This window comes from Polynucleobacter sp. IMCC 29146, assembly GCF_021395195.1.
In the GTDB taxonomy this organism is placed as follows: domain Bacteria; phylum Pseudomonadota; class Gammaproteobacteria; order Burkholderiales; family Burkholderiaceae; genus Polynucleobacter.
Genome location: NZ_JAJVCR010000003.1, coordinates 40,644 through 66,179, shown reverse-complemented (window position 1 = coordinate 66,179; position 25,536 = coordinate 40,644). Strand labels below are relative to the sequence as shown.

Genomic DNA, 25,536 nt, shown 5'->3' with positions numbered 1-25,536 from the left:
TAGAGCTTAAGCCACCCTGAATAGACGATTATTTCTAGAAATTAATATCATTTAATAATCTTGCCCCCTTGCTTCTATAAAGTCTAAAAATTATAATTAATATACTCCCATTATATTTATTTAAAAAATTGACGTATAGAGGATTACAGTTTAGTCGCCTAGCAATTGAGCTGTACCTTGGGTCTAAGAGATTTGTTGATGAGACGGTCATCATCTCAAAGTAAGGGTATGCCAGCAGAACTTAGTACGTAAATGATCATATTTAACTAGTAAATTTTTGGCCTCTTGCAACTAAGAGGCTGGGGCTTTAATCTACTTTCGCACCGGACGCCTTCACGACACCCCCCCATTTATCGATCTCGCTGTGAAAGAACTTCTTCGCTTCGGCGGTGGTCATGGCCACCGGTTCCGCACCCAGTTCGGCCAAGCGCGCGCGCGTCTGCGGATCGGCGAAGATACGAGTGACTTCAGCATTGATTTTGTTGGTGATCGTATCCGGCGTCTTCGCAGGTACAAGGATGCCGAACCACGAGCTCAAGTCGTAGCCGCGCACGCCGCCTTCGCTGATCGTCGGCACATCCGGTAGCGCGCTCGCTCGCTGCGCAGTGGTGACCGCGATTGCCTTGAATGTTCCAGCTTTCACCTGCGGCACGATCGAGGGCAGATTCGCAAATACGATGTCGATCTGCCCACCCATGAGATCAGTGAGGCTGGGGCCGGTGCCCTTGTACGGGATGTGCACGATGTCGATGCCGGCCATGGTCTTCAACATCTCACCGGATAGATGTAGCACGCTACCGGTGCCCGACGACCCATAGTTGATCTTGCCGGGCTTGGCACGGGCGAGATCAATCAACTCCTTGATGTTGTTGGCGGCAAACTTGGGGTTGGCCAAAAGAATGTTGGCTGTTACCGCCACTGGTGTGACGAGCGCAAGGTCGCGCTTTGCATCATAGGGCATGCGCGTATACAGACTGGGGTTGACTGCGTTCGATCCCGAGGTGCCGAGCAGCAGAGTGTAGCCGTCAGGTTCAGCCTTGGCAACGATATCCGAGCCGATGTTGCCGTTCGCGCCTCCGTGGTTTTCAACAATTACCTGCTGCTTCCAGGCGGCGGAGAGTTTCTGCCCGATGATGCGCGCGAGAATGTCGGTTGTGCCACCTGCGGCGTAGGGCACGATCAGCCTGATTGTGCGCTCGGGGTATTCGGCGAGCGCTGACGCCTGGATGAGCAGAAGAAGCAGGCCAATACAGAGTGTACGCATAGTGATGAACATTAAAAAATTCTCCTCGAAGACGGTGCGCGGTCTTGAATTTTCTAGACCCGTTTAACTGCATTGACAGCTTGCCGCAGAATAGTTAAGCTAATCCTAATACTATAATTGTTATAATAATTGAAAACAATTTTTTCAACAAACGCCCCGTTCCAACGGGGTGCTAAGTTCGTGGAGGCGTAAGCATGCAGATTCGGCCAATATCCCCGCTATTTGGGGCCGAGATTGTCGAGGTGGACTTGTCCGGCAAGCTCGACGACGCAACTTTTTCTGCCATCGAAGCGGCCTACAGCAAGTATTCCGTGCTGCTGTTCCGTGACCAGAAGATGACGGACGAGCAGCACGTCGATTTCAGCCGCCGCCTTGGAGAGCTCGAGGTGCACGTACTCAGGGAATTCTCCAAGCCAGAGCACCCAGAGGTATATGTGCTCTCCAACATCGTCGAGAACGGCAAGCCCATCGGTATTAAGGACGCCGGCAGTTACTGGCACACCGACTTGTCCTATACCAAGTCGCCAAGCCGCGGTTCTATCCTTTATGCGATCGAAGTACCGCACGCCGCGGACGGCACGCCGCTTGGCGACACCGAGTTTGCCAGTACTGCCGCCGCCTATGACAGCTTGTTGGAGGAAATGAAGACAAAGCTTCAGAGCCTCAAAGCAGTGCACCGTTTCTGGGATCGTTATATCAGCTCGCGCAAGGCGGCGGGCAGCGAAGTAGTGATCAGCGACGAGCGCAGGGCCGGACTTCCCGACGTAATCCAGCCGGTGATTCGCACCCATTCGGTGACCGGGCGCAAAAGCATCTACGTTAACGAAGGTTTCACCGTCAGCATCGTCGGTATGTCAGACAGCGAGTCGCGTGCGCTACTGGAAGAGCTGTATGCGCATTGCACGCAAGCCAAATTTCGCTACCGCCACAAATGGCGAGTCGGCGATGTCGTGATGTGGGACAACTGTACGACCGTTCACCGGCTAAACGTCGACTTCGCGCTGCCGCAACGCCGACTGATGCAGCGGACCACGCTAGTGGGGAGCGAAGTCCAGTAGCCAGCAGCGCTCCTCTAGGCGATAGTCTCACTCGAAATGCAATAGTAATACTTAAAAATGATGCTTTTTCAGTCTCAGAATAGCCGCAGGGCCTCTTTAAAATTGTTGCTGAGAAATGCTGGCGCCACCACAAACAAAAATCGTTTGGCCAGTTGTATATGAAGCGCTCTTTGATAAAAAGTAAATCACTGCAGAAGCTATCTCGCGCGGATCTCCAAGTCGATTCATAGGAATGGAATCCATTATTGAGTTTCTTCCAGGAGATCCTATTGGATTATTTCGATTAAACATCTCTGTTTCAGTCGACCCTGGAGCAACACAATTTACTGTGATAGATGAGGGGGCAAGTTCAATAGCCCAAGATTTCGTGAAACCCACTAGGCCTGCTTTAGCTGCAGCATAAACACTGCTATTTTTTTTACCAAGCATTGATCTACTGGAAATATTGACTATTCTGCCCTGACCTAGGGCTAGCATCGAGGGTAATACTGCCTGAGTCAATTCCAAAGCTACGGTTAAATTAAGATCAATTATCTTTTGATAATTTTGCGCAGAAATTTCGGGCAATCCCTGCAACTGATTGAACCCAATGTTATTCACTAAACGGTCAATCGGAAAAGAAGTGGTAATTTCTTTGTAAATTTGATTTCTAGATGAAATATCCGAAAGATCAGCTAAAAATAATTGCCCCTTAAAGGTGGGGTCTGGATTTCGAGCAATCCCTATGACTGATTGACCTTGCTCAATTAGTAAATCAGAAATTGCCCTACCGATTCCACTAGTTGCCCCCGTAATCAAGGCGAATGACTGATGCCCCATTATTGAAGTTTTGGGCTGATAATAGTGATTTTATTCATGGACGGTGGATGATCTTAGTGATCATTGTAAATATAATACATGATGCAGCGATTAACCCAAAAATCAATTAATCCTTTTTTCTAGTGCAGGCGCCCAGCGCGGCAATGCTTCAGCAGCATTTTGCCAAACCGCTTGAGCAAATTCGGCGGGCTCTAAATTACGTAGCTCTGCTAGTTCCTTGGCAATACGCGGCAAAAAAGCCGGTTCGTTATCATGAATCCCCTCTTCTCTTAACCATGCTGGTGGTATATCTGGGGCATCGGTTTCAATCACTATCGTACTAATAGGTAAATCACTCACTAAGCGTCGAATTTGCAATGCGCGTGGATAAGTCGCTGCACCACCAAAGCCTAACTTAAAGCCTAGCTCTAAAAACTGTTCAGCTTGTTGAAAGCTGCCATTAAAAGCATGGGCAATACCACCAGTAATTTTTCTTTGACGTAGTGCTTTCAAAATAGCATCTTGCGAGCGGCGCACATGCATGATCACAGGCAAATTCATTTGCTGCGCTAAATCGAGTTGCGCCTCAAAGAAAAAAGCTTGGCGCTTGGGATCAAGACCTTCGACAAAATAATCTAGGCCAATTTCCCCAATCCCCACAAAGCGAGGATCATCCAGCGCTTTTTCTACAGCAGTTGCCAATACTTTGAGATCGGTATCTTTCGCACGCCCTATATATAAAGGGTGGATTCCTAAGGTATAGACGAGTCCAGGAATAACTTCTGCGTACTGATGCGCTAACTCACGCACCTGCGCAAAATCAGCTACCTCTACTGCAGGAACAAGAATGGCACTTACTGAATTTTTTGCTGCCGCCTCAACTACTAAAGGCAGACGCGCTGCAAACTCAGGTGCGTCTAAATGACAATGACTATCGAGCCACATAGGGCTGCAAGATACCGTGATCTAAACGCAAAATACGATCGCACCGTTTAGCGCGCAGTGGATCATGGGTAACGATAACAAAAGCAGTATTTTGCTCGCGCGCAACATCAAGCATTAAATCAAACACAGCATCGGCTGTTTCGGTATCTAAATTCCCAGTCGGTTCATCAGCTAAAACACAAGCGGGGTTACCAACTAAAGCGCGAGCAACCGCAACGCGTTGGCGCTCACCGCCAGATAATTCACCTGGGGTATGGCGCTCGCGGGCCTTTAAACCGACTGCTTGTAAGAGTGCGCGGGCCCGATCAAGCGACTCTTCTTTAGAAAGGCCACGAATCCGTAATGGCAAAGCAACATTTTCAAGGGCGGTAAATTCATCCAGCAGATGATGAAATTGATAAATAAATCCTAAGCTTTGATTTCGCAAGCGATCGATTTTTTCAACTGAAAGCTGTTTTATATTCTCGCCCACTAACATTACTTCGCCAGCACTTGGGTTGTCTAAGCCACCCAATAAATGCAACAAGGTACTTTTACCCGAACCAGAAGAACCCACAATTGCCACTTTCTCAGCGGCATTCACCGCTAAATCAACATTCTTTAACACCTCAACTGCAGTTGGTCCCTTGCCATAGGTTTTAGCTAGGCCATGTGCAGTAATGATCTTATTCATAGCGTAAAGCCTCGGCGGGTTGCACTTTAGCAGCGCGTCTACTGGGGTAAAGGGTCGCCAAAATCGATAAGCCAAATGACATTAAGCCGACGGTTAAGACATCACTTAAGCGCACATCAGAAGGAAGTTCGCTAATAAAATACACATCACGCGGTAAGAAACGCACCCGAAAGATGGCTTCAATGGTTGGGACGATGACATCAATATTGAGAGCAATTAATAAGCCTAAGCCCACTCCTGCCAAAGAACCCATTAATCCAATCGCTAAACCTTGAATTAGAAAAATGCGCTGAATTAAACCAGGACTTGCACCCATGGTGCGCAAAATTGCAATATCAGCTTGCTTTTGATTCACTGTCATCACTAATGTAGAAACTAAATTAAAGGTTGCTACGGCAATTATCAAAGTGAGAATAATGAACATCATTTTCTTTTCGGTTTGTACTGCGGCAAACCAATTGCGATTCGAGCGAGACCAGTCGGTGACCCATAAAGCCTGAGGTAATAGTGCCGAGAGTTGCTGGGCAATTTCCGGCGCCCGTTGCATGTCATCGACCTTCACGCGCAGGCCCGATGGGTTATTTAAACGCAGTAAAGCTGCGGCATCTTGCCAATGCAAGATCGCTAAGGAACTATCGTATTCATAATGGCCACTATCAACAATACCAACCACTTGCAAGGAACGCATGCGCGGCATGACTCCAGCAGGGGTTAAATCGCCCTCGGGCACAATTAAATTCACTCGGTCACCCATACGAGCACCGAGCATATTAGCCAGCTCAGCACCAAGCACCACACCAAAAGATCCTGCTTGTAAGTTATCAATACTGCCGGCAACAAATTGCTTCGGTATATCGCTTACTTGACCTTCTTCAGAAGGTAATACGCCGCGTAAGGCTACGCCGCGCATCGTGCCGCCCCGACTGAGTAAACCTTGGGACGTCACCATCGGCGCTACTCCAACCACATGGGCTTGGGTCGCGACTTTCTTTGCCAAGGACTGCCAGTCGCCCATGCTATCCGCAGTGGTAATTTCAATATGGGATAAGACCGAAAGCATGCGATCACGCACATCTTTTTGAAAACCATTCATCACTGATAAAACCACGATAAGTGAAGCAACCCCTAAAGCAATGCCCGCGGTTGAAATGGCGGAAATAAACGATAAAAATCCATCTTGCTTACCCACGGCCTTGCGGCGCTTCGACCGGGTATAGCGTAAGCCAATTTCTAACTCAATGGGAAGTGTCTTCATACCATCAGTTTAGTGAATTCAGCACAACACTATGCAGGAATTACTAAATGCCCCATAAAATCAAGGGAATGACTCGTTCCTTGGAAACCCCCTTGCGCCGCTTTACCCTGATGCTAGCAGGCGAAGATGCCCTTGCTGACACAGCCATAGAGCCGCCTGTGGGCTTACCACACGAACGTTTTTTGCTGGCTTACGCTCATCCTAAGCAAGCTTTGCCACTAGCCCCCATTCTGATGCTGGGTCTTGGTCTACCCCAAGAGCAAGTAAAAAATCGGGTCTTTGCTTGCCTACAAGCCATTCATTTGCATGCGACCCGCGATCATTTGATCCTTACGAACCCAGCCCTCTTAGCGCTTAGCCCAGCTGATGGATCAGCTTTATTTACTGCCGCCAAACCCTTGTTAGCTGAAGATTTTGGCACTACGCCAATTAACCCTCACCATGCGTATTGGTTCGTAGAACTTGGCTTAGCAGTGACCGAGTTTGCTACCCTCAATACCCATAGTACGGATCAGGCCCATGGCCGCAATATCGACTGGTGGTCACCACGCGATACTTCCTTAGACGGGGTAGCTAAGCGCTGGCGCAAACTCCAAAATGAAATTCAAATGCTCTGGCATATTGATTCCACAAACGATGCGCGCGAAGAACAAGGTTTACCTCGGGTCAATTCTATTTGGCTCAGTGGCATTGGCGCCTTAGCTGATATTTACGCACCACCCGAGATTGAAGGGGCAACTACACTCATTGGTGATCATCTCTTACTCGCAGGTTTGGCGCAGTATTTAAATAAACCGTATATGCATGAGATTGATGGCTTAGCGCGTGATTTTGCAAAGCCCAATAATCCACTTGTTGGGGCGTTTGCCTGGCTTAATAAACCCGCTGAGATTTGGCCTCAGTTATGTGCAGCTTTACTTGCCGGACACTTAGACGAGATCACCATTATCGATTTTCCAACTGCCGCGCCACGCGAGCGCCTCTATACCCGTAGTAATTTACTTTCCAATAAAGGACTTCTGTCAATATTACAGCCCCTTTTATTTTGGCGATCGCCTGCCCTACCAAGCTGGGAAGACTTTATGGAGAAAAACCCCTAATGCGTTTTATTCCCCGCCCTTTTTCTGAGCGCTCTGTAAATTGGTTAGCGCAAAGTGGTGTGCATCCGCTAATCGCAAAACTCTATGCAGCGCGCGGTATTGAAAATCCCAATCTACTGTCGCTCAATTTAAAAGAACTGATTGCGCCTAAAGAGCTAAAAAATTGTCTCAGTACTGCTTCAATATTGGCCGATATCCTGTTACAAAAACGCCCTATTCTAGTTGTTGCCGATTACGATTGCGATGGCGCTACGGCTTGTGCTGTTGCTCTACGCGGTTTGAAAATGTTAAGTCCTGCATCACCAGTAAGTTTTTTAGTGCCTAATCGCTTTACGATGGGTTATGGGCTAACGCCAGAAGTGGTTGAGCTCGCTGCCCAACAAATTCCGCGTCCCGAGTTTTTAATTACAGTCGATAACGGTATCGCTAGTGAAGCTGGGGTCAACCGTGCGCGTGAGCTAGGAATGGAAGTCATCATTACCGATCACCATTTGCCAGCTGCACAAGTGCCTAAAGCATTGGCAATTGTGAATCCAAATCAAACTGGCTGCCCTTTCCCCAGTAAGGCTCTTGCCGGGGTAGGTGTGATGTTTTATCTTTTAATTGCCCTGCGTGCAGAGCTACGTGCACGTGATCACTTTACCCAAGCTAACCAACCTAAAATTGAGAACCTCCTCGATTTGGTTGCCCTAGGCACAGTAGCGGATGTCGCTCAACTCGATCGCAATAACCGCATCTTAGTAGCCAATGGTTTACGCCGGATGCAAAATGGCAATTGCCAACTGGGTATTACTGCTCTTTTTAATGCCGCGGCGCGCGATCCCATGAAAGCCAGTGCTTTTGATTTAGGCTTTGCCCTTGGTCCCAGACTGAATGCTGCTGGCCGCTTAGCCGATATGACGCTAGGAATTCGTCTCTTACTCACTGATGATTCCGTAGAAGCGCAAACGATTGCCAATGAATTAGACCACATTAACCGCGAGCGCCGCGTGATCGAAAGCGGCATGCAAGAAACCGCTCTCGCCCATTTAGCTGAGCAAGAATTACAACACGACTTTGCTGCACGTTCGAGTATTTGTTTATGGAATTCTGCTTGGCATCAGGGTGTCGTGGGTATTGTTGCTTCACGCCTTAAAGAACGTTTTAATCGGCCGGCAATTGTATTTGCGCCTGCTGAAAACGACGAATTACGCGGCTCAGGAAGATCACTAAGCGGTTTTCATTTGCGCGATGCCCTCGATTTAGTTTCCAAGCGAGAGCCTGGCTTAATTCTAAAATTTGGTGGCCATGCCATGGCTGCTGGCCTTACGATTAAAAGTACGGATTTTGCGCTCTTTGACCAAACGTTTCAAACAGTCGCCGGTGAATTACTCTCTGCAGATTTGCTAGAAAAGCGTTGTATGCATGATGGCGCGCTTTTAAGCGCTGAATTAACGCCCGAAATTGGTGATTTATTAGCCAGTGAAATTTGGGGACAAGGCTTTCCTCAGCCGATCTTTTATGGCGAGTTTGAGGTATTACAACAAAGCCTCATGAAAGAAAAGCATCTGCGCTTACAGTTACGCACTATCGAAAGTGGATCGGGTACGCAAACTAGCAAACCCGTTACTGGAGTTTGGTTTAATCAAACCCAAACCCTACCCGCTAAGGTTAAGCTAGCTTATCGACTAGTAACGGATCGGTATCAAGGGCAAGCCCGAGTACAGCTCATGATCGAGGCTTACGACCTCAGCTCATAAACACCTCAGCTCCTTTTGCCGCTGCCCTTATAATCAAGTCATGGAAGCTGAACAACTTAATCTGATTAGTAATACCCTCAACGATTTGCTGGCTCGCGAGCAAGCGCTTCGGGGGTATCTTTGACTTCGACGTCAAATCACGTCGCCTAACTGAAGTTAATCAAATTCTTGAAGATCCCAAAATTTGGGACGATCAAAAGCAAGCCCAAGCACTGGGTAAAGAAAAGAAAATGCTCGAAGGGGTAGTACTCACCCTAACGCAACTCAATCACAATATTATTGGCGCGCAAGAATTATTTGAATTGGCCCGCGATGAAAATGAAGATGAAACCTTAATTGCGCTTGAGCAGGATATTAAAGCCTACGGCACGATCATTGCTGATCTTGAATTTCGCCGGATGTTTCATAATGAAATGGATCCGTGCAGCTGCTTTATTGATATTCAAGCTGGTGCAGGTGGTACTGAAGCCTGCGATTGGGCCAGCATGCTCTACCGTCAATACTTAAAATATTGCGAACGCAAAGGCTATAAAACTGAAATTCTAGAAGAGTCTGATGGTGATGTCGCTGGTATTAAAAGTGCCACTATTAAAGTTGATGGTGAATACGCCTATGGGCACTTACGTTCTGAAACCGGCGTGCATCGTTTAGTGCGCAAATCCCCTTTTGATTCATCCAATGGTCGCCATACCTCTTTCGCTAGTATTTATGTGTATCCCGAAATTGATGACTCAATTGAAATTGATATCAACCCTGCAGATATTCGTACCGATACCTATCGGGCTTCGGGAGCTGGTGGTCAGCATATTAATAAAACCGATTCAGCTGTACGTCTCACGCACATGCCAACAGGAATCGTGGTGCAATGCCAAAATGACCGCAGCCAACACCGCAACCGGGCTGAGGCCATGAGCATGCTCAAATCCAGGCTGTACGAACATGAAATGCAAAAACGTCGGGTCGAGCAAGATAAACTAGAGGCTACCAAAACCGATGTGGGCTGGGGTCATCAAATACGCTCTTATGTACTAGACCAAAGCCGCATTAAAGACCTACGTACTAATGTTGAAATTTCCAATACACAAAAGGTATTAGATGGCGATCTCGATGCCTTTATTGAAGCCAGCCTCAAGCAAGGTGTTTAACTAAATTACTGTGCTCTTATGAACGATAAAGACCTCAAAATTAACTCGGCCCCAGCCTCCCCTGAAGTGCTAGATGAAAATCACATCATTGCCGAGCGTCGAGAAAAACTCAGTAAGCTACGCGAATCTGGCGTTGCCTTTCCCAATGATTTTGTACCAAGCCACTTATCTGCTGACTTGCATCAACATTATGATGCCATCAGCAAAGAAGATTTAGCTTCCCAAGCAATTTCTGTCAAAGTCGCTGGCCGTATGGTGTTAAAGCGCGTCATGGGTAAAGCCAGTTTTGCCACCATTCAAGATCGTAGCGGGCAGATTCAGTTTTATATTACCGATGATCACCTTGGGGCGGATAAACACAACGCCTTTAAACACTGGGATTTAGGCGACTTTATCGCTGCTGAAGGCATTCTCTTTAAAACCAATAAAGGCGAGCTTTCAGTCGAGTGTAAAAATTTGCGGCTCCTCACTAAATCTCTGCGCCCCCTACCCGATAAATTTCATGGGCTCGCAGATCAAGAACTGAAATACCGTCAACGTTATGTCGACTTAATTGTGACCCCTGAAAGTCGAAATACTTTTTTAGCGCGCAGCAAAGTTATTTCTTCAATTCGCCAGCAGATGATTGATGCGAGTTTTATGGAAGTAGAAACTCCCATGTTGCACTCCATTCCTGGTGGCGCCACGGCAAAACCATTTATAACGCATCACAATGCGCTTGATATGCAAATGTTTTTACGTATTGCGCCTGAACTCTACTTAAAGCGCTTAGTGGTGGGTGGCTTTGAACGGGTTTTCGAAATTAATCGTAATTTTCGTAATGAAGGAGTAAGCCCGCGTCATAACCCTGAATTTACGATGATGGAATTCTACGCTGCGTATACCGACTATCTGTGGCTCATGGATTTCACTGAAAACCTGATTCGAGTTGCTGCGATCCACGCACAGGGTACTGCAGTGCTTAGCCACCAAGGCCGTGAACTCGATTTAAGTAAGCCATTTCAACGCCTCAGTATTACTGCGGCAATCTTAAAATACGCCCCCTTAGCGAATAAAAATTATGCTGCTAATCAGCTAGAAGACGCTGATTTTATTCGTGCTGAATTGAAAAAAGGCGGTATCGATCCAAACGGTCCTGCCTTAAAAAATGCTGGTCTAGGTGGCTTGCAATTAGCCTTATTTGAGCTCGTAGCAGAAGAGCATCTCTGGGAGCCCACCTACATCATCGACTACCCAATTGAGGTGAGCCCACTCGCCAGAGAATCGGATACCCGCCCAGGCATTACCGAACGCTTTGAGTTATTTATTACAGGCCGTGAAATTGCCAATGGTTTCTCAGAGCTAAATGATGCTGAAGATCAAGCTGAGCGTTTTCGTAAACAAGTTGCAGAAAAAGAAGCTGGCAATGAAGAGGCCATGTACTTTGACCACGACTTCATTCGCGCCCTTGAATATGGTATGCCCCCCACCGGTGGATGCGGTATTGGGATCGATCGTCTAGTGATGCTACTGACTGATTCTCCGAATATTCGTGACGTGATCCTCTTTCCCCACTTACGAAGAGAAGAAGAAAATTAACCGCTCCTAAAGCTTAAGCAGCAGCCAAGCCTTTTTCATCGAATACGCCCTCAAATAAAGCTGAGCTTAAATAACGCTCGGCTGTATCGGGCAATACCACCACAATCGTTTTGCCCGCATACTCTGGCAGCTTTGCTAAACGCACAGCTGCAGCCGCCGCCGCTCCACAAGAAATGCCAACTAGAATTCCTTCTTCTTTAGCTATGCGGCGCGCCATGGCAATAGCTTCTTCATTAGTTACTTGCTCTACACGATCGACCAGCGATAAATCTAAATTTTCAGGAATAAAGCCCGCGCCAATTCCTTGAATTTTATGGGGGCCTGGCTTTATTTCCTCGCCATTCAGTTTCTGGGTAATGACTGGGCTAGCAGTTGGCTCTACTGCTACGGTCTCGATTGCTTTGCCTTGGGTTTTTTTAATGTAGCGGCTGACCCCAGTTAAGGTACCGCCTGTGCCAACACCAGAGACAAAAACATCAATCTTGCCATTGGTATCAGCCCAAATTTCTGGGCCAGTTGTAGCCTCATGAATAGCAGGATTGGATGGATTACTAAATTGCTGCAATAAAACATATTTATTGGGGTCAGACGCCACAATTTCGCTGGCCTTTGCTATAGCGCCATTCATCCCTTTAGCGCCTTCAGTTAATACCAATTTGGCGCCTAGGGCAGTTAATAGTTTTCTCCGCTCAAGACTCATCGTCTCGGGCATCGTTAAGGTGAGTGGAATGCCTCGTGCAGCCGCAACAAACGCTAATGCAATACCAGTATTACCGCTAGTAGGCTCAACTAATTCTTTGCCAGGTCCTAAGATGCCACGCTTCTCAGCGTCATTAATCATCGCTACCCCAATGCGGCACTTCACTGAATAGGCAGGATTACGCCCCTCAATCTTTGCAAGTACAGTCGCTTTGGCGCCATCAGTAACCCGATTTAAGCGTACCAAGGGGGTGCCACCAATGGTTTCTGAGTTATCCGCAAAATAGGTCATTGAAATTCCTTAACATTCTTAAAATAAGAGGAATCATGATTGTATTCACATTCAGGCCTTAAAACTACCTTAGGCTAAGATGAAGTTGCTATTAGCTAAGTACTAAAAGTTAGAAGTAAGTTGTAGTTTATTTCTTTTTGAACAGGGTGATTAAGAGCACGCTGGTTAAAATGACAAACCAAATTAAAGACCAAACCGGTACTGCTAACCCAAAGATCAAGGGCAATTGCGCTGTGCAAAATCCATCGGCCTTAAAAAGCCAAGGCAAGCCATTGACGATCTGAAATTGATTAATCCAGGTTTCTAGCGGATCAATCCCGCAGGACACCTCAGGGTGATACAAAATCCATACGTGCCGACTTGCAACACCTAGACCAAAAATACTTGAGAGCAAAGCGAGGGCCTGAAACCAACGCGCAAAATAGGCAAAGCTAGCGGCCATAAAGCACATAATTGCAATCCCCAAAAAGCCAACTCGCTGCAAAATACATAAGGGGCACGGTGCATAGAAAACGCCTTGATAGCCCACTTGCTGCAAAAAGATTGCGACAATGATCAGCAAAAAAGAGACGATGGAAATATAAAGGTACTGATTAGGCTTCATAAACTAATTTTAAAGCAAACTACATTACGAGGGATTGCACCATTCCTCAAAATGGTGCTAATCAGTTGAAATACCCCATTATTTCGATGTAGTTGGAGTGTTGCATATATCCTCTAACAGCAGCAGCATCGCCGTACAGTCTTGCTGTGCTCTACCCCACGGTTTTGCTAAGGAAAATAGCTCGCGAGAAACGCCGCCCAAAAAGAGCGGCACCCCTGCAGACTTGGCAAGCTCAATTGCCAAACTAATGTCTTTCAAACCAAGCGCTAATGGGAAGTCTGGCGTAATATCACCTGCTAAAACTTTTTTCGGAAAATTCACATTAATTTGGCCCCTACCAGCAACCGTATTTTGCAAAACCTTAACTGTCGTATCGCGATCGAGGCCCAACTTGCCAGCAAACATGAGTGTTTCAGCAGTGAGCACCATACTCACCATACTCATATAGTTATTAATCAGCTTTAATTTAATCGCATTACCAACTGGGCCGATATGCATAATATCTTTGCCAAAATTTTCTAATAAAGGTCTAACCTCATTCAAGATTGCTTCATCTGCTCCAACCAAAACCAATAAGTCACCTTGAGCAGCGTCTGTCGGAGTACGCCCCATTGGCGCGTCAATGGCTCTTAATCCCAGCGCCTCAAGCCGTTCGACTGTTTTCATAAAACGGGTCGCATTACCAGTGCTCATTTCGATTAAGAGCGCATTTTTAGGCATACTTGTCGCAGCTCCATTCGCACCGAATAGCGCCTCATCAATAAAATCAGAGTCGGGTAGCATCGTAAATACATAACTCACATTCTGCGCAGCATCCGCCGGAGAATTGGCCATTCGGCAATTTTTATAGGCCTTAAATTCAGCCATTGCCTGAGGATTAATGTCGTAAACTGCTAATTCATGGCCAGCCTTAGCAAGTCGCAAAGCCATTGGGCGCCCCATCACTCCCAGACCAATAAAGGCAATTTTTTTAATTTCCATTACAGCCTCAAAGAAAATTACACATCATAAAGTTCATAACCACTCATGGTGTCTCATGAATGTGTTGCTTTATTAGTCTGGCTTAGCCCCAGAATCCTTAATTAATTTGCTGTATTTTTGCGCCTCAGCATTCACAAATACTGCAAACTCTTTGGGAATTAGTGGTGCAGGAACTGCGCCTTGCGCTGATAAGAGATCATAAAAATTTTTCTCTGCCGCAATTACACCAATATCAGCAGCAATCTTTTCGACAATCTGACTATTTGTTCCCTTAGGAACAAAAATGCCCTGCCAATTTTCAATATTAAAACCTGGAAAGCCTGATTCTGAAATAGTCGGCACTTGTGGTAACAATGGTGATCGCTTAAGGGTCGTGACCGCTAATGGTCGCAATTTTCCAGCAATGATATGCGGTAATGCTGGTGGAATACCGGCAAAAAATAAGTCGACCTGACCACCTAACAAATCGGTAATTGCTGGAGCTCCACCTTTATAGGGAATATGCGTCATCGATATGCCGGCCATTAATTGAAAAAGTTCACCCGCTAGATGTTGTGGTCCGCCACTTCCAGAAGAGGCGTAATTGACTTTACTGCCTTGGGTTTTAATCATTTGAAGTAATTCAGGCATATTTTTTACTGCTGACTTGCTATTCACCACTAAAACTAAAGGTGATGAGGCAACGCGAGCTACCGGAATAAAATCTCGACTGGGATCAAACGGCATCTGGGCATATAAATACGGGTTGATGGTGATTTCAGCAGGCGAAGCTAGGAGCAAGGTATAGCCATCAGCTGGAGCTTTAGCGACTAAGTCTGCGCCAATATTTCCACCTGCTCCAGGCTTGTTTTCTACAATCACTTGTTGCTTCCATAGTTGACTAAGCCTTACCGCTAGGGCTCTACCAACAACATCGGTTGCGCCGCCAGGCGGAAACGGCACAATAATCTTAACGGATTTATCTGGATAAGAGGTCTGAGCAGGAGCAGCAGTTCCATAGCTAGCAACTAAAATCAAAAGTGGCAATAAAAATTTGAATTTAATCCGCATATTATTTTCGCACTTCTTTAGATGTTAAAAAATGTCAGGCTATTAAGAATAACTTCACTTAATTATCTGCCCCATTAATCACTTCAAGCATTTTTTTGCTGGGGTCAACCCGTAAAATTTGTCCGCTCTGTAAGGCCTGAGTAATGTCTTCAGTAAAACCGCTCAGCATGCTGATATCGCCCTGCGCTGCGCCCTGCACTAAGATTGGATTTACAGAATTAAAAATAATGGCCAATGGGGCAATATTGCGTGACTTCATTTCATACAACATCCAAGCACTTGCAACACCGCCTTTAGCAGTATCGAGCACTAAAATTTTATCCTTATACGATTTACCAAATAGCTTATGACTGGGTCTAGAGAAGGTGCCATTAATTCGGTCTAGATCGTAGCGCGCCGAGAAACCATCGCTGGCACATAAACACTCGCCCTCAACAATATTGCCTAAGGCATGCTTGGCATAATAAATTGCACTCATGATAATTTTCCTGTCTCAGCTGCTCTTACACACTCTTCCATTGAAGCCAACATCGGAATGTATCCATACCCACCTAATATATTGACCATTTTTGCGCTATTGGTAGCAAGCCGCTTCCAGCCATTAGCGGTGGCAATTTCTCTGGCATACGATTGATAAAAGCACATCCCAGAAAATACGGTGCCACCAGCATCTTCAATGGTTTTAGTAAGCCCCATGCGGTCTGAATCTGCTTTGACCTGCGGGCTAGTCACTGCAAGTAAAGGAATTTTAAATTGCTTGCCTGCACATAAATCAGCTATCGAACGCATTTCAATTAAGCTTAACTGTGGCGCTGAAAAAACGACTACGTCCACGTCATCAGTTACTCGATACGAGCTTTGCAAAGCCATCACATCTGAGTAAGCAATCTTGTTTGGCGATAGTTGATCAATTCCTAAATCTTGTGGTCTCAGTGCTTCAGGGGTAATCTCAGCAATATGAAATAGTGCTGTAGAACCAAAACTGGCCATCGCCGCCCCAAAGTGCTTGAGGCTATCTGAAGTGGGTACTGCACTCACCCCTTCCAAAATGGGTACAGCCCAGTAATTGCCTGTTTGCTTACCAATATAAGCGCCTAAAGCACCCCATTCGTTTAATGAGCTTGGCATCCAATCAATAGAAAAGCGTTGTGATGGCCGACGATAGGAATCCAGGTGATAGCCATAGCGCGGCGTTCGACCCGTTAAGCCCGCTGATAATGCCGATGGACCACCCTCAAAATTGGAGCGTGCACCACAAATTGAATTTGAATAAATGACAACACCCGTATCACCAAAAGCCACATGCTCACCATAAATCGGCGCCATGATGGTTTGATAATTAATACAGGTATCGGTCATCGATACGCCCATCTTGACAAAGGCAGCGATAGCACGCCGCTCGAGATCAAGCATTTTCTCGGTTTGGCCTAATTGCTGGGCTTTAGTAAAGTCTGTACCCCGTGGGTCGGTAATCGTCGGAATGCTAACCACCCGATCTTTAGAAGAGTTCTTCGCTAAGCCCTCAAGCCAAACTACCCCAGCCTCGCCAAGACTTTCTGTGTCGGCCATAATGTGCGCCTGCGCTACCTCAACAAAATCTTCAGCCTCAAAAAAATCACCGACTTTAATTTGATGCTGTATTGCCATTTGCTTTACTGGCCCAAATTCACCAGCTAGCATGGCTTGTTCTTTTTGGTTTAATTTCATTATTGTTATAGCCTTAAAAGAATAATTACAAACACTAGAAGCGCTTTTAACCCCGCAAGGTATATACCCTTAATTTATAACAGTATAAATTAATCTTTAAGGGGATCGAAGTAATTTGCCAAAGCCAGGGCTAAACAAAAAACTGAATGAAATCAAAGAGATTAACGCTTTAAGAATAGCGCTAGTAGAACTACTGCAACGATTTGAGCAGCAATAAAGCCTAAGGTATCGGCTGGAGCGATCCCGACAAAGGTGTTGGTTAGGCTTCTTGCTACTGTTACCGCTGGGTTAGCAAAGAAAGTGGAGGAAGTAAACCAATAGCCTGCAGTAACTGTTAGAGCAACTAACATGGGAATGCGGTCCTTCGCACTTCGATCGCCAAGATAAATAACGCTAAGTAAAACTAGGGTTGAAAAAAATTCACTAGCCCACATACCTAGGCCGGTTCTGACTTTGCTGGATTCTTGCAAAATAGGTAAGCTAAAGATGAAATGGGTAAACCAAATTCCGGCAATCGCACCAGTAAATTGGCAAACCCAATAGGCAAGCATTTTGCTTCTGTTGATATGACCTAATTTCCAGAACATTAAACTCACAACCGGATTAAAGTGCGCTCCTGATATTGGTCCAAGCAAGGTAATTAAGACATATAAGCCTGCTCCTGTGGCAATGCTATTACCTAGTAAAGCCACGGCATCATTACCACCACCCAAAGCTTCACCCATAATTCCAGAGCCGGCAATGATGGCTAATAGTAAAGCTGTGCCAATAAATTCGCTTGCGTAAGTTTTCATGCTTGAGTGTGAATTGCCTTCAAACTGATCGAATCAAGTTTCTCTAAAGGCATAGCAGCCATTATGTCTAAGCGCCTTTTAAGGCCATTCTTCACGTCATTAAATGCTTTACGCTTTTCTAGATCTGTACCCTGCACTTGAGATGGATCAGGAAAGCCCCAGTGCGCAGTAGCTGGCTGCCCTGGCCAAAATGGGCAAACCTCACCAGCAGCGTTATCGCAAACGGTAATCACAAAATCCATCTTGGGGGCATCAGGCCCACCGTAGACATCCCAACTTTTCGATTTCAATAAAGTCCGATCCATTCCCAATTCTTCAGCAATGTCTGCAGCGATTGGGTTTACGCTGGTACCCGGTGTAGAGCCTGCAGAAAACCCTCTAAATTTCCCACTGGGATGCGTAGACGCTAATGCCTCTCCAATTATCGAGCGGGCTGAATTATGGGTACATAAAAAAAGGATGTTGTATGGCTTCATTTACAGGCTACTTTTTTATTTACTCTTTTAATAGCGCACGTCTTGCCACTGCAGCAATTTTCCAAAAGAAATTCACTTAGATCCGTTACTAAGGCGACATTAGGTCGATAAATTAAATTGCGACTTTGACGCTCAACCACTAATAGACTTGCCTGCACCAATTCCTTTAAGTGAAAACTTAAAGTTGCATTAGGAATGCCCAATTTTTCAATCATTTGCGTGGGCGTTAAGCCAATATCACCCCTTTGCACAATTAGGCGAAAGATATTGAGACGACTTTCTTGCCCTAGGGCGACAAATGCTTCTACGGCTTCACTATTTTTCATATTTCCATAATAATGGAAATTTATGACAAACTGATGACAAGCTCATGACAAGCTCATGACAAGCTCATGACAAGCTCTATTTCTAGCTTACTCAGGCTTAATACCGGAATCTTTAATCGTTTTAGCCCATTTCAGCGCTTCATTCTTTTGAAAAGCACCAAAAGCTTCAGGGGTCATTGGCTTAAATTTAGCGCCCTCAGTTTCTAAACGCTTTTGCACTGCAGGCTGTTGCATGATTTTAATAATCTCCGCATTGAGCTTATTAATAATGGGTTTTGGTGTACCTGCTGGGGCAAAAATGCCAATCCAGTTACTGACATCAAACCCAGGTAATGTTTCAGCCACTGTGGGCACCTCGGGTAGTGAGCTGGCTCTGCTACTACCGATCACTGCTAAAGCCTTTAATTTATCGGTCTTAACATAAGGCAAAACTGTGGGCATCGTTGCAAACATAACTTGGGTTTGGCCGCCAATTAAATCAGTAATTGCAGGGGCATTACCTTTGTATGGAATATGCGTCATATCCACTTTTGCTAAGGACTTAAATAATTCGCCAGCCAAATGGCTTGTTGTTCCCATGCCGCCAGAGCCATAAGAAACTTGGCCTGGACGCGCTTTAACATAAGCAATTAATTCAGTGACATTTTTAACTGGAATTGTGGGATTAACAACCAATAAGCCTTCAGCATCTAAAACATAAGCAACGGGCTCAAAATCTTTTAGCGGGTCATAGGGCATATTTTTTATGAGGTATGGGTTTACCGCATGACTACCGATATTACCCATTACCAAGGTATATCCATCGGCTGGTGCTTTTGCCACAAAGTCTGCACCAATATTGCCGCCGCCGCCTGTTTTATTTTCAACCACGACCGGTTGTCCCAAAGACTCGCTTAATCCCTGGCCCACTACACGAGAAAAAGTATCAGCAATTCCACCGGTCGCAAATGGCGAAATAATCTTAATGGGTTTATTGGGATAAGGCTGGCTTTGAGCGCTTACATTAGCAATGAAAGCGATAAAAATAATAAATACACGGATAAATAAAAATTTCATGATTGTTAACCCTTTAATCAATTAATTTAACGCTTCTTCAAATAGCATCTCAAAATCTTTTTTATTTAGCGGACGTGGATTCGATGCGCTTGAATGATCTTTCAAGGCACCCTCCACCATTGCAGGAATTATCTCGCGCGTTACTCCCATTGCACTTAACGATTTAGGTAGATTGAGTTTTTGATTTAAATTCTCAATAAATCGATCCAGTGAAGTGCCATTAGGTACACCCATAGCTATCTTTAACTCTGCAAATTTTTCCGTGCAATACGATTCATTAAAGCGCAGTACTGCTGGCAGAATTACCGCATTTAAGGTGCCATGATGAAGCACCGGCGACTTAATACCACCCAATGGATGCGACATCGAATGAACTGCGCCAAGTCCTTTTTGAAACGTTAGGCCACCTTGTAGTGAAGCCATCATCATGTTCCATCTAGCCTCACGATTTGAACCATCTTTAGATGCTATCTCGACCCATGCGGTAGCTCGTTTAGCTCCATCAATTGCAATGGCATCAGCCGGCGGGTTAACGCGCGGAGAAAGATACGTTTCTATGCAATGAGTCAACGCGTCCATACCCGTTGCCGCAGTAAGACTGGGAGGCAATCCCAGAGTTAACTCAGGATCACAAAGCGCTATTTTAGGAATGAGATGAGGGCTGATAAAACCCAATTTACGACCGTCTCGAAGAGAGATTAACGCTGCCCGCCCTACTTCGCTACCCGTGCCGGCAGTTGTGGGCACTGCAATTACCGGTACAACTTTAGCGCTGATCTTTTCAAGGCCGCCCAAAATGACTGCATACTGCTCAATGGGTCCTGGGTGGGTAGCCAATAAGGCCACGCCCTTAGCCAGATCAATTGATGAGCCACCACCAATAGCAATGATCCCATCACATTTTTCTACTAAATAAACCTGGACGGCTTCCTCCACCGCATCTTCGGTGGGATTTTGTGGCGTCTTAGCAAATAAAATGGGATTAAATTGGCTAAGCAATTGTTCGATATCACTCACTATTGGAGTTTTGCTAAGAAATGGATCGGTGACCAATAGCGGTTTACGAATTCCCAAACTGCTTAGTAAGCTGGCAAGTGTCTTAATCGCCCCATGATCGAATTCGATACGAGTTAAATATTGAATCGTTGCCATAACTAAAAAAGTTGCCTTAGTTTTTTAATCATTGGCAGCTCAATTAATTTACCTTCGTAAACAATGGGCCTACTGGGATCTTTTGCAAACATTGCCAGTATTTTTTCTGCCCGCTCGATTTCTGCTGCGCTGGGAGAAAATGCCCGCTTAATCGTGCTTACCTGACTGCCATGCTTAGTCACCATCCCCATCAAGCCTAACGCTTTAGATCTCAAGCAATAGTTATATAGCTTTTCTTGGTCTGCAGATGCATCTACAAATGACGCAGGAGAATCAAATACTAAAATACCTCCTAAGGCAGCGGCATGTACCACCTTAGAGCGGCTATAGAGCAATGGCTCCCAATTCATCTCACAACCAATTGCCGTTGAAAGATCAAATCCGCCGAAATACAGTCCTTTTAACTTTGGATGTGCGCAAGCAATAAGTGAGGCATGCTCTAGGCCCTTTGCTGTTTCGATGATGCCAAATAAATTCAGTGGAGAATTTTTTTCCTCTAAAAAATGACCAACCTGGATTAACTCTTCTACTGATTCAAGTTTAGGAATTAATAAGGTAGAAATAAAGGCTGGTTGATTGACTAACATCGCTAAATCACTTTGCCCATCTGCTGAATCAAGTGAATTCATTCGCACGATATATTGCACTGACTTTGTCGGTTTATAGGTTTGTAAAAATTGTTTAAGTGCTAATCGGCCATCCTGTTTTCGGTCTAATGGTACCGAATCTTCTAAGTCGATACAAACAATATCAGCAGCACATTCAGCTTCATTATTTAATTCACTCAGGCGCAATCCACCCCAAAATAAAGAAGCTCGATGATTTTTCTTTAAATTATCGGGCATTGCAGGCTTATTTTTTTAACATATTGTCGTAATTGACTTTTAGATGCGCCTCTACGGGATCAGCACCCGCGCGAATTTCAGCAATGACACGATCTTCAGTAGCCTTCACTTTTTGGGCAAAAGCGAGCACTTCTGCAATGTGCTCCATGGGCACAACCACAGTTCCATTTTCATCTGCCAAGATAAAGTCACCAGGTCGTACTGGTACACCAGCTAGCATAACTGGTATGCCATAACCCGCACAAGAAGAGCGCCCACGAACAGATTGTTGTGCAATACCTTTGGCATAAACAGGCATGCCATAAATTTTGTATTCGTCAACATCACGTACTACGCCATCAGTGACACAGCCAACTAAACCATTATGTTTAGCAGTTGCCCCAGCAACACCGCCAAAGGAATTAACAAAGGGATTTTCTGATGCATCGACTACGAGAACTGAGCCTGCTCCACCTAGAACAATTGCTTTTAGCGTACCGATAACGGTTGACTCTTCTGCCTGTCCAAATGGTAAATACTTCAAAGTAGCTGCTGGACCAGCAATTTTAGCGCATGGGTATATTGGCAATATTCCTTGGGGGGCGCCATTAATGCCAAGCCGATCTAAGGCATCAGAAACATTTGAAGCTGATACATTTAAATATTGACTTATTAACTTTGAATCTACAGTAGCCACTTAAATTCCCCCTTAAAAATGATAATGATATTAATCAATCTAACGTCGCACCCGAATCACGTACGGCCCGTGCCCACTTGCTTAGCTCCTTCGCCTGAAAATCAGCAAATGGTTCACTAAAATCGGTATTTGGCACCACGCCTAAATTACCTAGCTTTTCTTTATAGGTTGCTGAAGCGGCAATCTTCTCAGTATCGGCCTTGAGCAGGGTATAAACATTCTTGGGTAATTTGGCTGGTGCAAATACACCCCACCATGCGATCGATTCAAACTGGGGATAGCCCTGCTCTGCTACTGTTGGAATGGCCGGTAGCACTGGCGAGCGTACTTTACTGGTTACCGCTAGGGCGCGCAATTTACCCGAAACAATATGGGGCAAAACTGATTGAATTGGGTCAAAAACCAAATCAATTTGACCACCTAACAAATCGGTAACGGCTGGAGCACTACCTTTATAGGGGATATGTTTTAAGTTTGCCTTCGTAGTAGATTCAAATAAAGCTGCAGTTAAATGCCCAGGGGTACCATTGCCCGCCGTGCCAAACTGCAGCGATTCTGGTTTTTGCTTGGCTTGTTTAATTAAATCATCTAAAGTTTTAATCGAATTATTGGCATTAACGGCAATCACAATCGGCGCACTAGCAACTAATGCAATCGGGGTGAAATCTTTAATAGCATCATAGGATAATTTTTTATACAAACTAGGATTAATCGCGTGGGTGCCAACTGTACCCATAAAAAGCGTGTAACCATCTGGCGCAGCACGGGCCACAAAATCTGCGCCAATCGTGCCGCCAGCACCACCTTTATTGTCGATAATCACCTGCTGCTTGAGCTCATCTCCTAGTAACTGCGCGAGCGGCCTAGCGACAATATCAGTTGGTCCGCCAGGGGGAAATGGCACAATTAAGCGCAGTGGTTTATCAGGAAAATTTTGCGCAAATACCGCGCTACTGATACTGCTAGTGAGGCCAATAATGATAAGAAATAGGCCTAATTGAATGCTCTTAGAAGAAAGATAATTTCTCAACATTTAAAACACCTCTCTAAATAGTAAACCACACCCTGATAATAATAAGATCAAACCATATATTAACTTTAATGTACTTAATTGAATACCGATATGTGCCCGAGTGCCTGCCCAAACGCCGATAGCCATAAAGGGAATTAAAAATAAGGCTAATAATGCAACATCTGCCTTTAAAAGGAGGCCCGTAATTATCATCAACAGCAAACGTAATAGAACTAGAGAAAAAATAATTGCCGTCATGGTCGCTCTTAGCTGAGCTGCTTCATGAATACGCATAGCCAAATACGAAGCATAAATGGGTCCGCCAGTGGCAAATAAGGCGGTAAAAATACCCCCACTTACCCCAAAGGGAATAGACCAAAACTGCGAAATCGTCTTATCTATGGCGGAATTTCGGCCCACCAAAATACGAATTCCATTCAAGCCAGCAAAAATTCCTAAGGTAATTAGCAAGGGGCTCTTAGGGGCATCTAATAATAAAGTAACACCAATTGCCATTCCTACTAAGGTAAAAGGAGCTAACCAATATAGCTCCTTAAAACTTGCTTGCTTAAATGACTTTTTACCCTGATAAAAAGAGGCACATAAATCTAAAACTACAATTAGCGGCACTACGGTTTGCAAAGGATATAGCTGGACTAATAATGGCACCGAGACAATTGATGAACCAAAACCAGTAATGCCAAAAATGAAATAGGCCAATGAAACGATCGCCGCAGCTGCTACTAAGGTAAGGATGATTTCCAATTTATATTAATGCACTGATAGCTAAATTAAAAATTGCATTCACAACTAAAAGATAAAGACAGATTTTTTTAATCTTCGCTTGGCTAATGAGGTGCTCCTGATCAATACGGTGGGCTATATAAAAACCTAGCAAGAATGCAGGCAGGCCCACTAAAAGTAAAGGGAGCCAAGTTAAATCGCTACCAATTAAGCTGGCAGTAATAATGGCAAATAGCGCCATACCTGAAGTCACTTGCGATAGTAGTGCGCGGGCGCGAGTGAACTCTAGCGTACTCGCATTTAAATACAGTGCAACTACCGGCCCACCAATACCGCATGACCCCAACAAGAGGCCAGCGCCCGAACCTACTAAGTTATCCTTGATCTTCGATAAGTTAACCTGCACATGGGGTTGTAATAATAAATAAAGCGCAAAGAATAGTACTGCGGAGCTAGCCCCAATCTTTAGAAGTTGCACTGAAAATTGCGTGCTCACTAAAATGCCAATCGGCAGGAAAATAGCCGCGCCTAAAAGTAAGCGATACATACGGGGGCGATCCTCCTTAGCAACTCGCCAATTTCGAGCTAACCAGACGCCGCCAAGAAGCTCGATGAACATCACCACAGGAATGAGTACTGCCAAGGGCAAAAAGCCCATTAGTAAAGGTGACATCACCATCGCGCCCCCAAAACCACTTAAGCGCCGAAATAATCCCCCTAAGGTAGCGGAAATTGCTAACAGGGCGATTGCAAACCAATCAAATGAATTCAACTAACATCACTTAAATCATGCTCATCAGAAATTAAGTCACGAATTTGCTTGCGCACTTCGAGATAGCTAGGGGTATCTTCTACCATGCGTCTGGGTTCTGGCACGCGAATAACTTTTTTAACACGGCCAGGCCTACGTGTCATGACGATAATCACGTCTGATAAATTAATTGACTCTTCAATACTATGTGTTACTAGTACAACGGTTTTACTTTCTTCAGCCAAAATGCGAATCATCTCTTGTTGCATCATCGCCCTATTTTGGGCATCTAATGCTGCAAAAGGCTCATCCATCAACAATACCGTAGGATCAACTGCTAAGGCACGAGCAATCGATACCCGTTGTCGCATACCACCTGATAACTGATGGGGGTAGCTTTCAATAAAGGCACTAAGACCCACTAGAGCGGCAAAATGCTCGACATCTTTTTTGATTGTTGCCGCATCAATGCCCTTAATGCTAAGGCCAAACGCAATATTGTCACGCACAGTAAGCCAAGGAAATAAAGCATAGTCTTGAAAAACCATCGAACGATCTGCGCCGGGCTCTTTTACTTCTTTACCTGCGCATTCGATTCGACCGGCAGTAGGCACCTCAAAACCAGCAATTAAATTCAGGAGGGTTGTTTTGCCACAGCCGCTATGACCCAAGATCGAGACGAACTCGTTTTTATTCACCTCTAATGAGACATCTTCCAAGGCCTGAACCGCTTGGCCTTGACCATTTAGTGCGGGGTAAATTTTACTAAGGTGTTCTACTTTTAAATCTGACATTAATTTAATTACTATCCATTAA

At 45.2% G+C, this 25,536-nt stretch carries 27 protein-coding genes; 5 read left to right on the top strand and 22 right to left on the bottom strand.

The features are described 5' to 3' along the window. Positions 1-307 precede the first annotated feature (307 nt). Complete coding sequence (locus LZT22_RS04165; RefSeq protein WP_233923810.1) at positions 308-1,276, bottom strand: tripartite tricarboxylate transporter substrate binding protein; 969 nt, start codon at positions 1,274-1,276, stop codon at positions 308-310. Positions 1,277-1,458: 182 nt separating this feature from the next. On the opposite strand from LZT22_RS04165, the gene LZT22_RS04160 reads away from it, so the two are divergent. Beyond that, the gene (locus LZT22_RS04160; RefSeq protein WP_233923809.1) at positions 1,459-2,322 is read left to right on the top strand and encodes a TauD/TfdA family dioxygenase; all 864 of its coding nucleotides are present in this window, start codon (positions 1,459-1,461) and stop codon (positions 2,320-2,322) included. 96 nt (positions 2,323-2,418) lie between these two features. Here LZT22_RS04160 and LZT22_RS04155 read toward each other — a convergent pair whose 3' ends face one another. From LZT22_RS04155 to LZT22_RS04140, 4 genes are all read right to left on the bottom strand, one after another. Further along, on the bottom strand, positions 2,419-3,141 hold the full coding sequence (locus tag LZT22_RS04155) for an SDR family oxidoreductase (RefSeq protein WP_233923808.1): 723 nt from the start codon (positions 3,139-3,141) through the stop codon (positions 2,419-2,421). A 102-nt stretch (positions 3,142-3,243) separates the two neighbouring features. Then, the gene (locus tag LZT22_RS04150) at positions 3,244-4,065 is read right to left on the bottom strand and encodes a TatD family hydrolase (protein WP_233923807.1); all 822 of its coding nucleotides are present in this window, start codon (positions 4,063-4,065) and stop codon (positions 3,244-3,246) included. After that, complete coding sequence (gene lolD / locus LZT22_RS04145; RefSeq protein ID WP_233923806.1) at positions 4,052-4,738, bottom strand: lipoprotein-releasing ABC transporter ATP-binding protein LolD; 687 nt, start codon at positions 4,736-4,738, stop codon at positions 4,052-4,054. The genes LZT22_RS04150 and lolD overlap by 14 nt, the downstream gene beginning before the upstream one ends. Continuing rightward, complete coding sequence (locus tag LZT22_RS04140) at positions 4,731-5,993, bottom strand: lipoprotein-releasing ABC transporter permease subunit (RefSeq protein ID WP_233923805.1); 1,263 nt, start codon at positions 5,991-5,993, stop codon at positions 4,731-4,733. The genes lolD and LZT22_RS04140 overlap by 8 nt, the downstream gene beginning before the upstream one ends. Positions 5,994-6,040: 47 nt before the next feature. Between LZT22_RS04140 and LZT22_RS04135 the strand changes: the two genes are divergently transcribed. From LZT22_RS04135 to lysS, 4 genes are all read left to right on the top strand, one after another. Beyond that, positions 6,041-7,093 (top strand): hypothetical protein, encoded by a 1,053-nt coding sequence (locus tag LZT22_RS04135; RefSeq protein ID WP_233923804.1) that lies wholly within the window; start codon positions 6,041-6,043, stop codon positions 7,091-7,093. After that, positions 7,093-8,832 (top strand): single-stranded-DNA-specific exonuclease RecJ, encoded by a 1,740-nt coding sequence (gene recJ / locus LZT22_RS04130; protein WP_233923803.1) that lies wholly within the window; start codon positions 7,093-7,095, stop codon positions 8,830-8,832. Before LZT22_RS04135 ends, recJ begins: the two co-directional genes overlap by 1 nt. Positions 8,833-8,872: 40 nt before the next feature. Beyond that, a protein-coding gene (prfB, locus tag LZT22_RS04125) for a peptide chain release factor 2 (RefSeq protein ID WP_233923802.1) occupies positions 8,873-9,977 on the top strand; the annotation gives its coding sequence in 2 pieces (ribosomal slippage) (positions 8,873-8,953 and positions 8,955-9,977; 1,104 coding nt in all). 18 nt (positions 9,978-9,995) lie between these two features. Then, positions 9,996-11,555, top strand: coding sequence for a lysine--tRNA ligase (lysS, locus tag LZT22_RS04120; protein WP_233923801.1), 1,560 nt, complete (start codon positions 9,996-9,998; stop codon positions 11,553-11,555). A 13-nt stretch (positions 11,556-11,568) separates the two neighbouring features. Here the strand turns inward: lysS and cysK are convergent, their stop codons facing one another. From cysK to LZT22_RS04035, 17 genes are all read right to left on the bottom strand, one after another. Next, entirely contained in the window at positions 11,569-12,546 is a 978-nt protein-coding gene (gene cysK / locus LZT22_RS04115) for a cysteine synthase A (RefSeq protein WP_233923800.1), read from the bottom strand. Positions 12,547-12,673: 127 nt separating this feature from the next. Next, positions 12,674-13,150 carry a disulfide bond formation protein B gene (locus LZT22_RS04110; protein ID WP_233923799.1) on the bottom strand — a complete coding sequence of 159 codons (477 nt, stop codon included), beginning with the start codon at positions 13,148-13,150 and terminating at the stop codon, positions 12,674-12,676. Positions 13,151-13,228: 78 nt separating this feature from the next. Then, complete coding sequence (locus tag LZT22_RS04105; protein WP_233923798.1) at positions 13,229-14,131, bottom strand: NAD(P)-dependent oxidoreductase; 903 nt, start codon at positions 14,129-14,131, stop codon at positions 13,229-13,231. Positions 14,132-14,203: 72 nt separating this feature from the next. Further along, the gene (locus LZT22_RS04100) at positions 14,204-15,181 is read right to left on the bottom strand and encodes a tripartite tricarboxylate transporter substrate binding protein (protein WP_233923797.1); all 978 of its coding nucleotides are present in this window, start codon (positions 15,179-15,181) and stop codon (positions 14,204-14,206) included. A 58-nt stretch (positions 15,182-15,239) separates the two neighbouring features. Next, positions 15,240-15,659: an aconitase X swivel domain-containing protein gene (locus LZT22_RS04095; protein WP_233923796.1), complete on the bottom strand. Its 420-nt coding sequence runs from the start codon at positions 15,657-15,659 to the stop codon at positions 15,240-15,242. Then, entirely contained in the window at positions 15,656-16,888 is a 1,233-nt protein-coding gene (locus LZT22_RS04090) for an aconitase X catalytic domain-containing protein (protein ID WP_233923795.1), read from the bottom strand. Before LZT22_RS04090 ends, LZT22_RS04095 begins: the two co-directional genes overlap by 4 nt. A 161-nt stretch (positions 16,889-17,049) precedes the next feature. Continuing rightward, positions 17,050-17,682 carry an MIP/aquaporin family protein gene (locus LZT22_RS04085; RefSeq protein ID WP_233923794.1) on the bottom strand — a complete coding sequence of 211 codons (633 nt, stop codon included), beginning with the start codon at positions 17,680-17,682 and terminating at the stop codon, positions 17,050-17,052. Then, the gene (locus LZT22_RS04080) at positions 17,679-18,158 is read right to left on the bottom strand and encodes an arsenate reductase ArsC (RefSeq protein ID WP_233923793.1); all 480 of its coding nucleotides are present in this window, start codon (positions 18,156-18,158) and stop codon (positions 17,679-17,681) included. The genes LZT22_RS04085 and LZT22_RS04080 overlap by 4 nt, the downstream gene beginning before the upstream one ends. Continuing rightward, the gene (locus LZT22_RS04075; protein ID WP_233923792.1) at positions 18,155-18,484 is read right to left on the bottom strand and encodes a helix-turn-helix transcriptional regulator; all 330 of its coding nucleotides are present in this window, start codon (positions 18,482-18,484) and stop codon (positions 18,155-18,157) included. The genes LZT22_RS04080 and LZT22_RS04075 overlap by 4 nt, the downstream gene beginning before the upstream one ends. Positions 18,485-18,571: 87 nt before the next feature. Continuing rightward, positions 18,572-19,540 (bottom strand): tripartite tricarboxylate transporter substrate binding protein, encoded by a 969-nt coding sequence (locus LZT22_RS04070; protein ID WP_233923791.1) that lies wholly within the window; start codon positions 19,538-19,540, stop codon positions 18,572-18,574. A gap of 21 nt (positions 19,541-19,561) precedes the next feature. Next, a complete protein-coding gene (locus LZT22_RS04065; RefSeq protein ID WP_233923790.1) occupies positions 19,562-20,692 on the bottom strand; it encodes an iron-containing alcohol dehydrogenase in 1,131 nt (376 codons plus the stop codon). A 2-nt stretch (positions 20,693-20,694) separates the two neighbouring features. Continuing rightward, a complete protein-coding gene (locus LZT22_RS04060; protein ID WP_233923789.1) occupies positions 20,695-21,537 on the bottom strand; it encodes a CoA ester lyase in 843 nt (280 codons plus the stop codon). Positions 21,538-21,544: 7 nt separating this feature from the next. Beyond that, complete coding sequence (locus tag LZT22_RS04055) at positions 21,545-22,213, bottom strand: hypothetical protein (RefSeq protein ID WP_233923788.1); 669 nt, start codon at positions 22,211-22,213, stop codon at positions 21,545-21,547. 34 nt (positions 22,214-22,247) lie between these two features. Continuing rightward, entirely contained in the window at positions 22,248-23,246 is a 999-nt protein-coding gene (locus LZT22_RS04050; RefSeq protein WP_233923787.1) for a tripartite tricarboxylate transporter substrate binding protein, read from the bottom strand. Next, positions 23,247-23,990 carry a sulfite exporter TauE/SafE family protein gene (locus tag LZT22_RS04045; RefSeq protein ID WP_233923786.1) on the bottom strand — a complete coding sequence of 248 codons (744 nt, stop codon included), beginning with the start codon at positions 23,988-23,990 and terminating at the stop codon, positions 23,247-23,249. 1 nt (position 23,991) lies between these two features. Beyond that, positions 23,992-24,741 carry a sulfite exporter TauE/SafE family protein gene (locus tag LZT22_RS04040; protein ID WP_233923785.1) on the bottom strand — a complete coding sequence of 250 codons (750 nt, stop codon included), beginning with the start codon at positions 24,739-24,741 and terminating at the stop codon, positions 23,992-23,994. Further along, entirely contained in the window at positions 24,738-25,514 is a 777-nt protein-coding gene (locus tag LZT22_RS04035) for an ABC transporter ATP-binding protein (protein ID WP_233923784.1), read from the bottom strand. Before LZT22_RS04035 ends, LZT22_RS04040 begins: the two co-directional genes overlap by 4 nt. Positions 25,515-25,536: the final 22 nt, after the last annotated feature.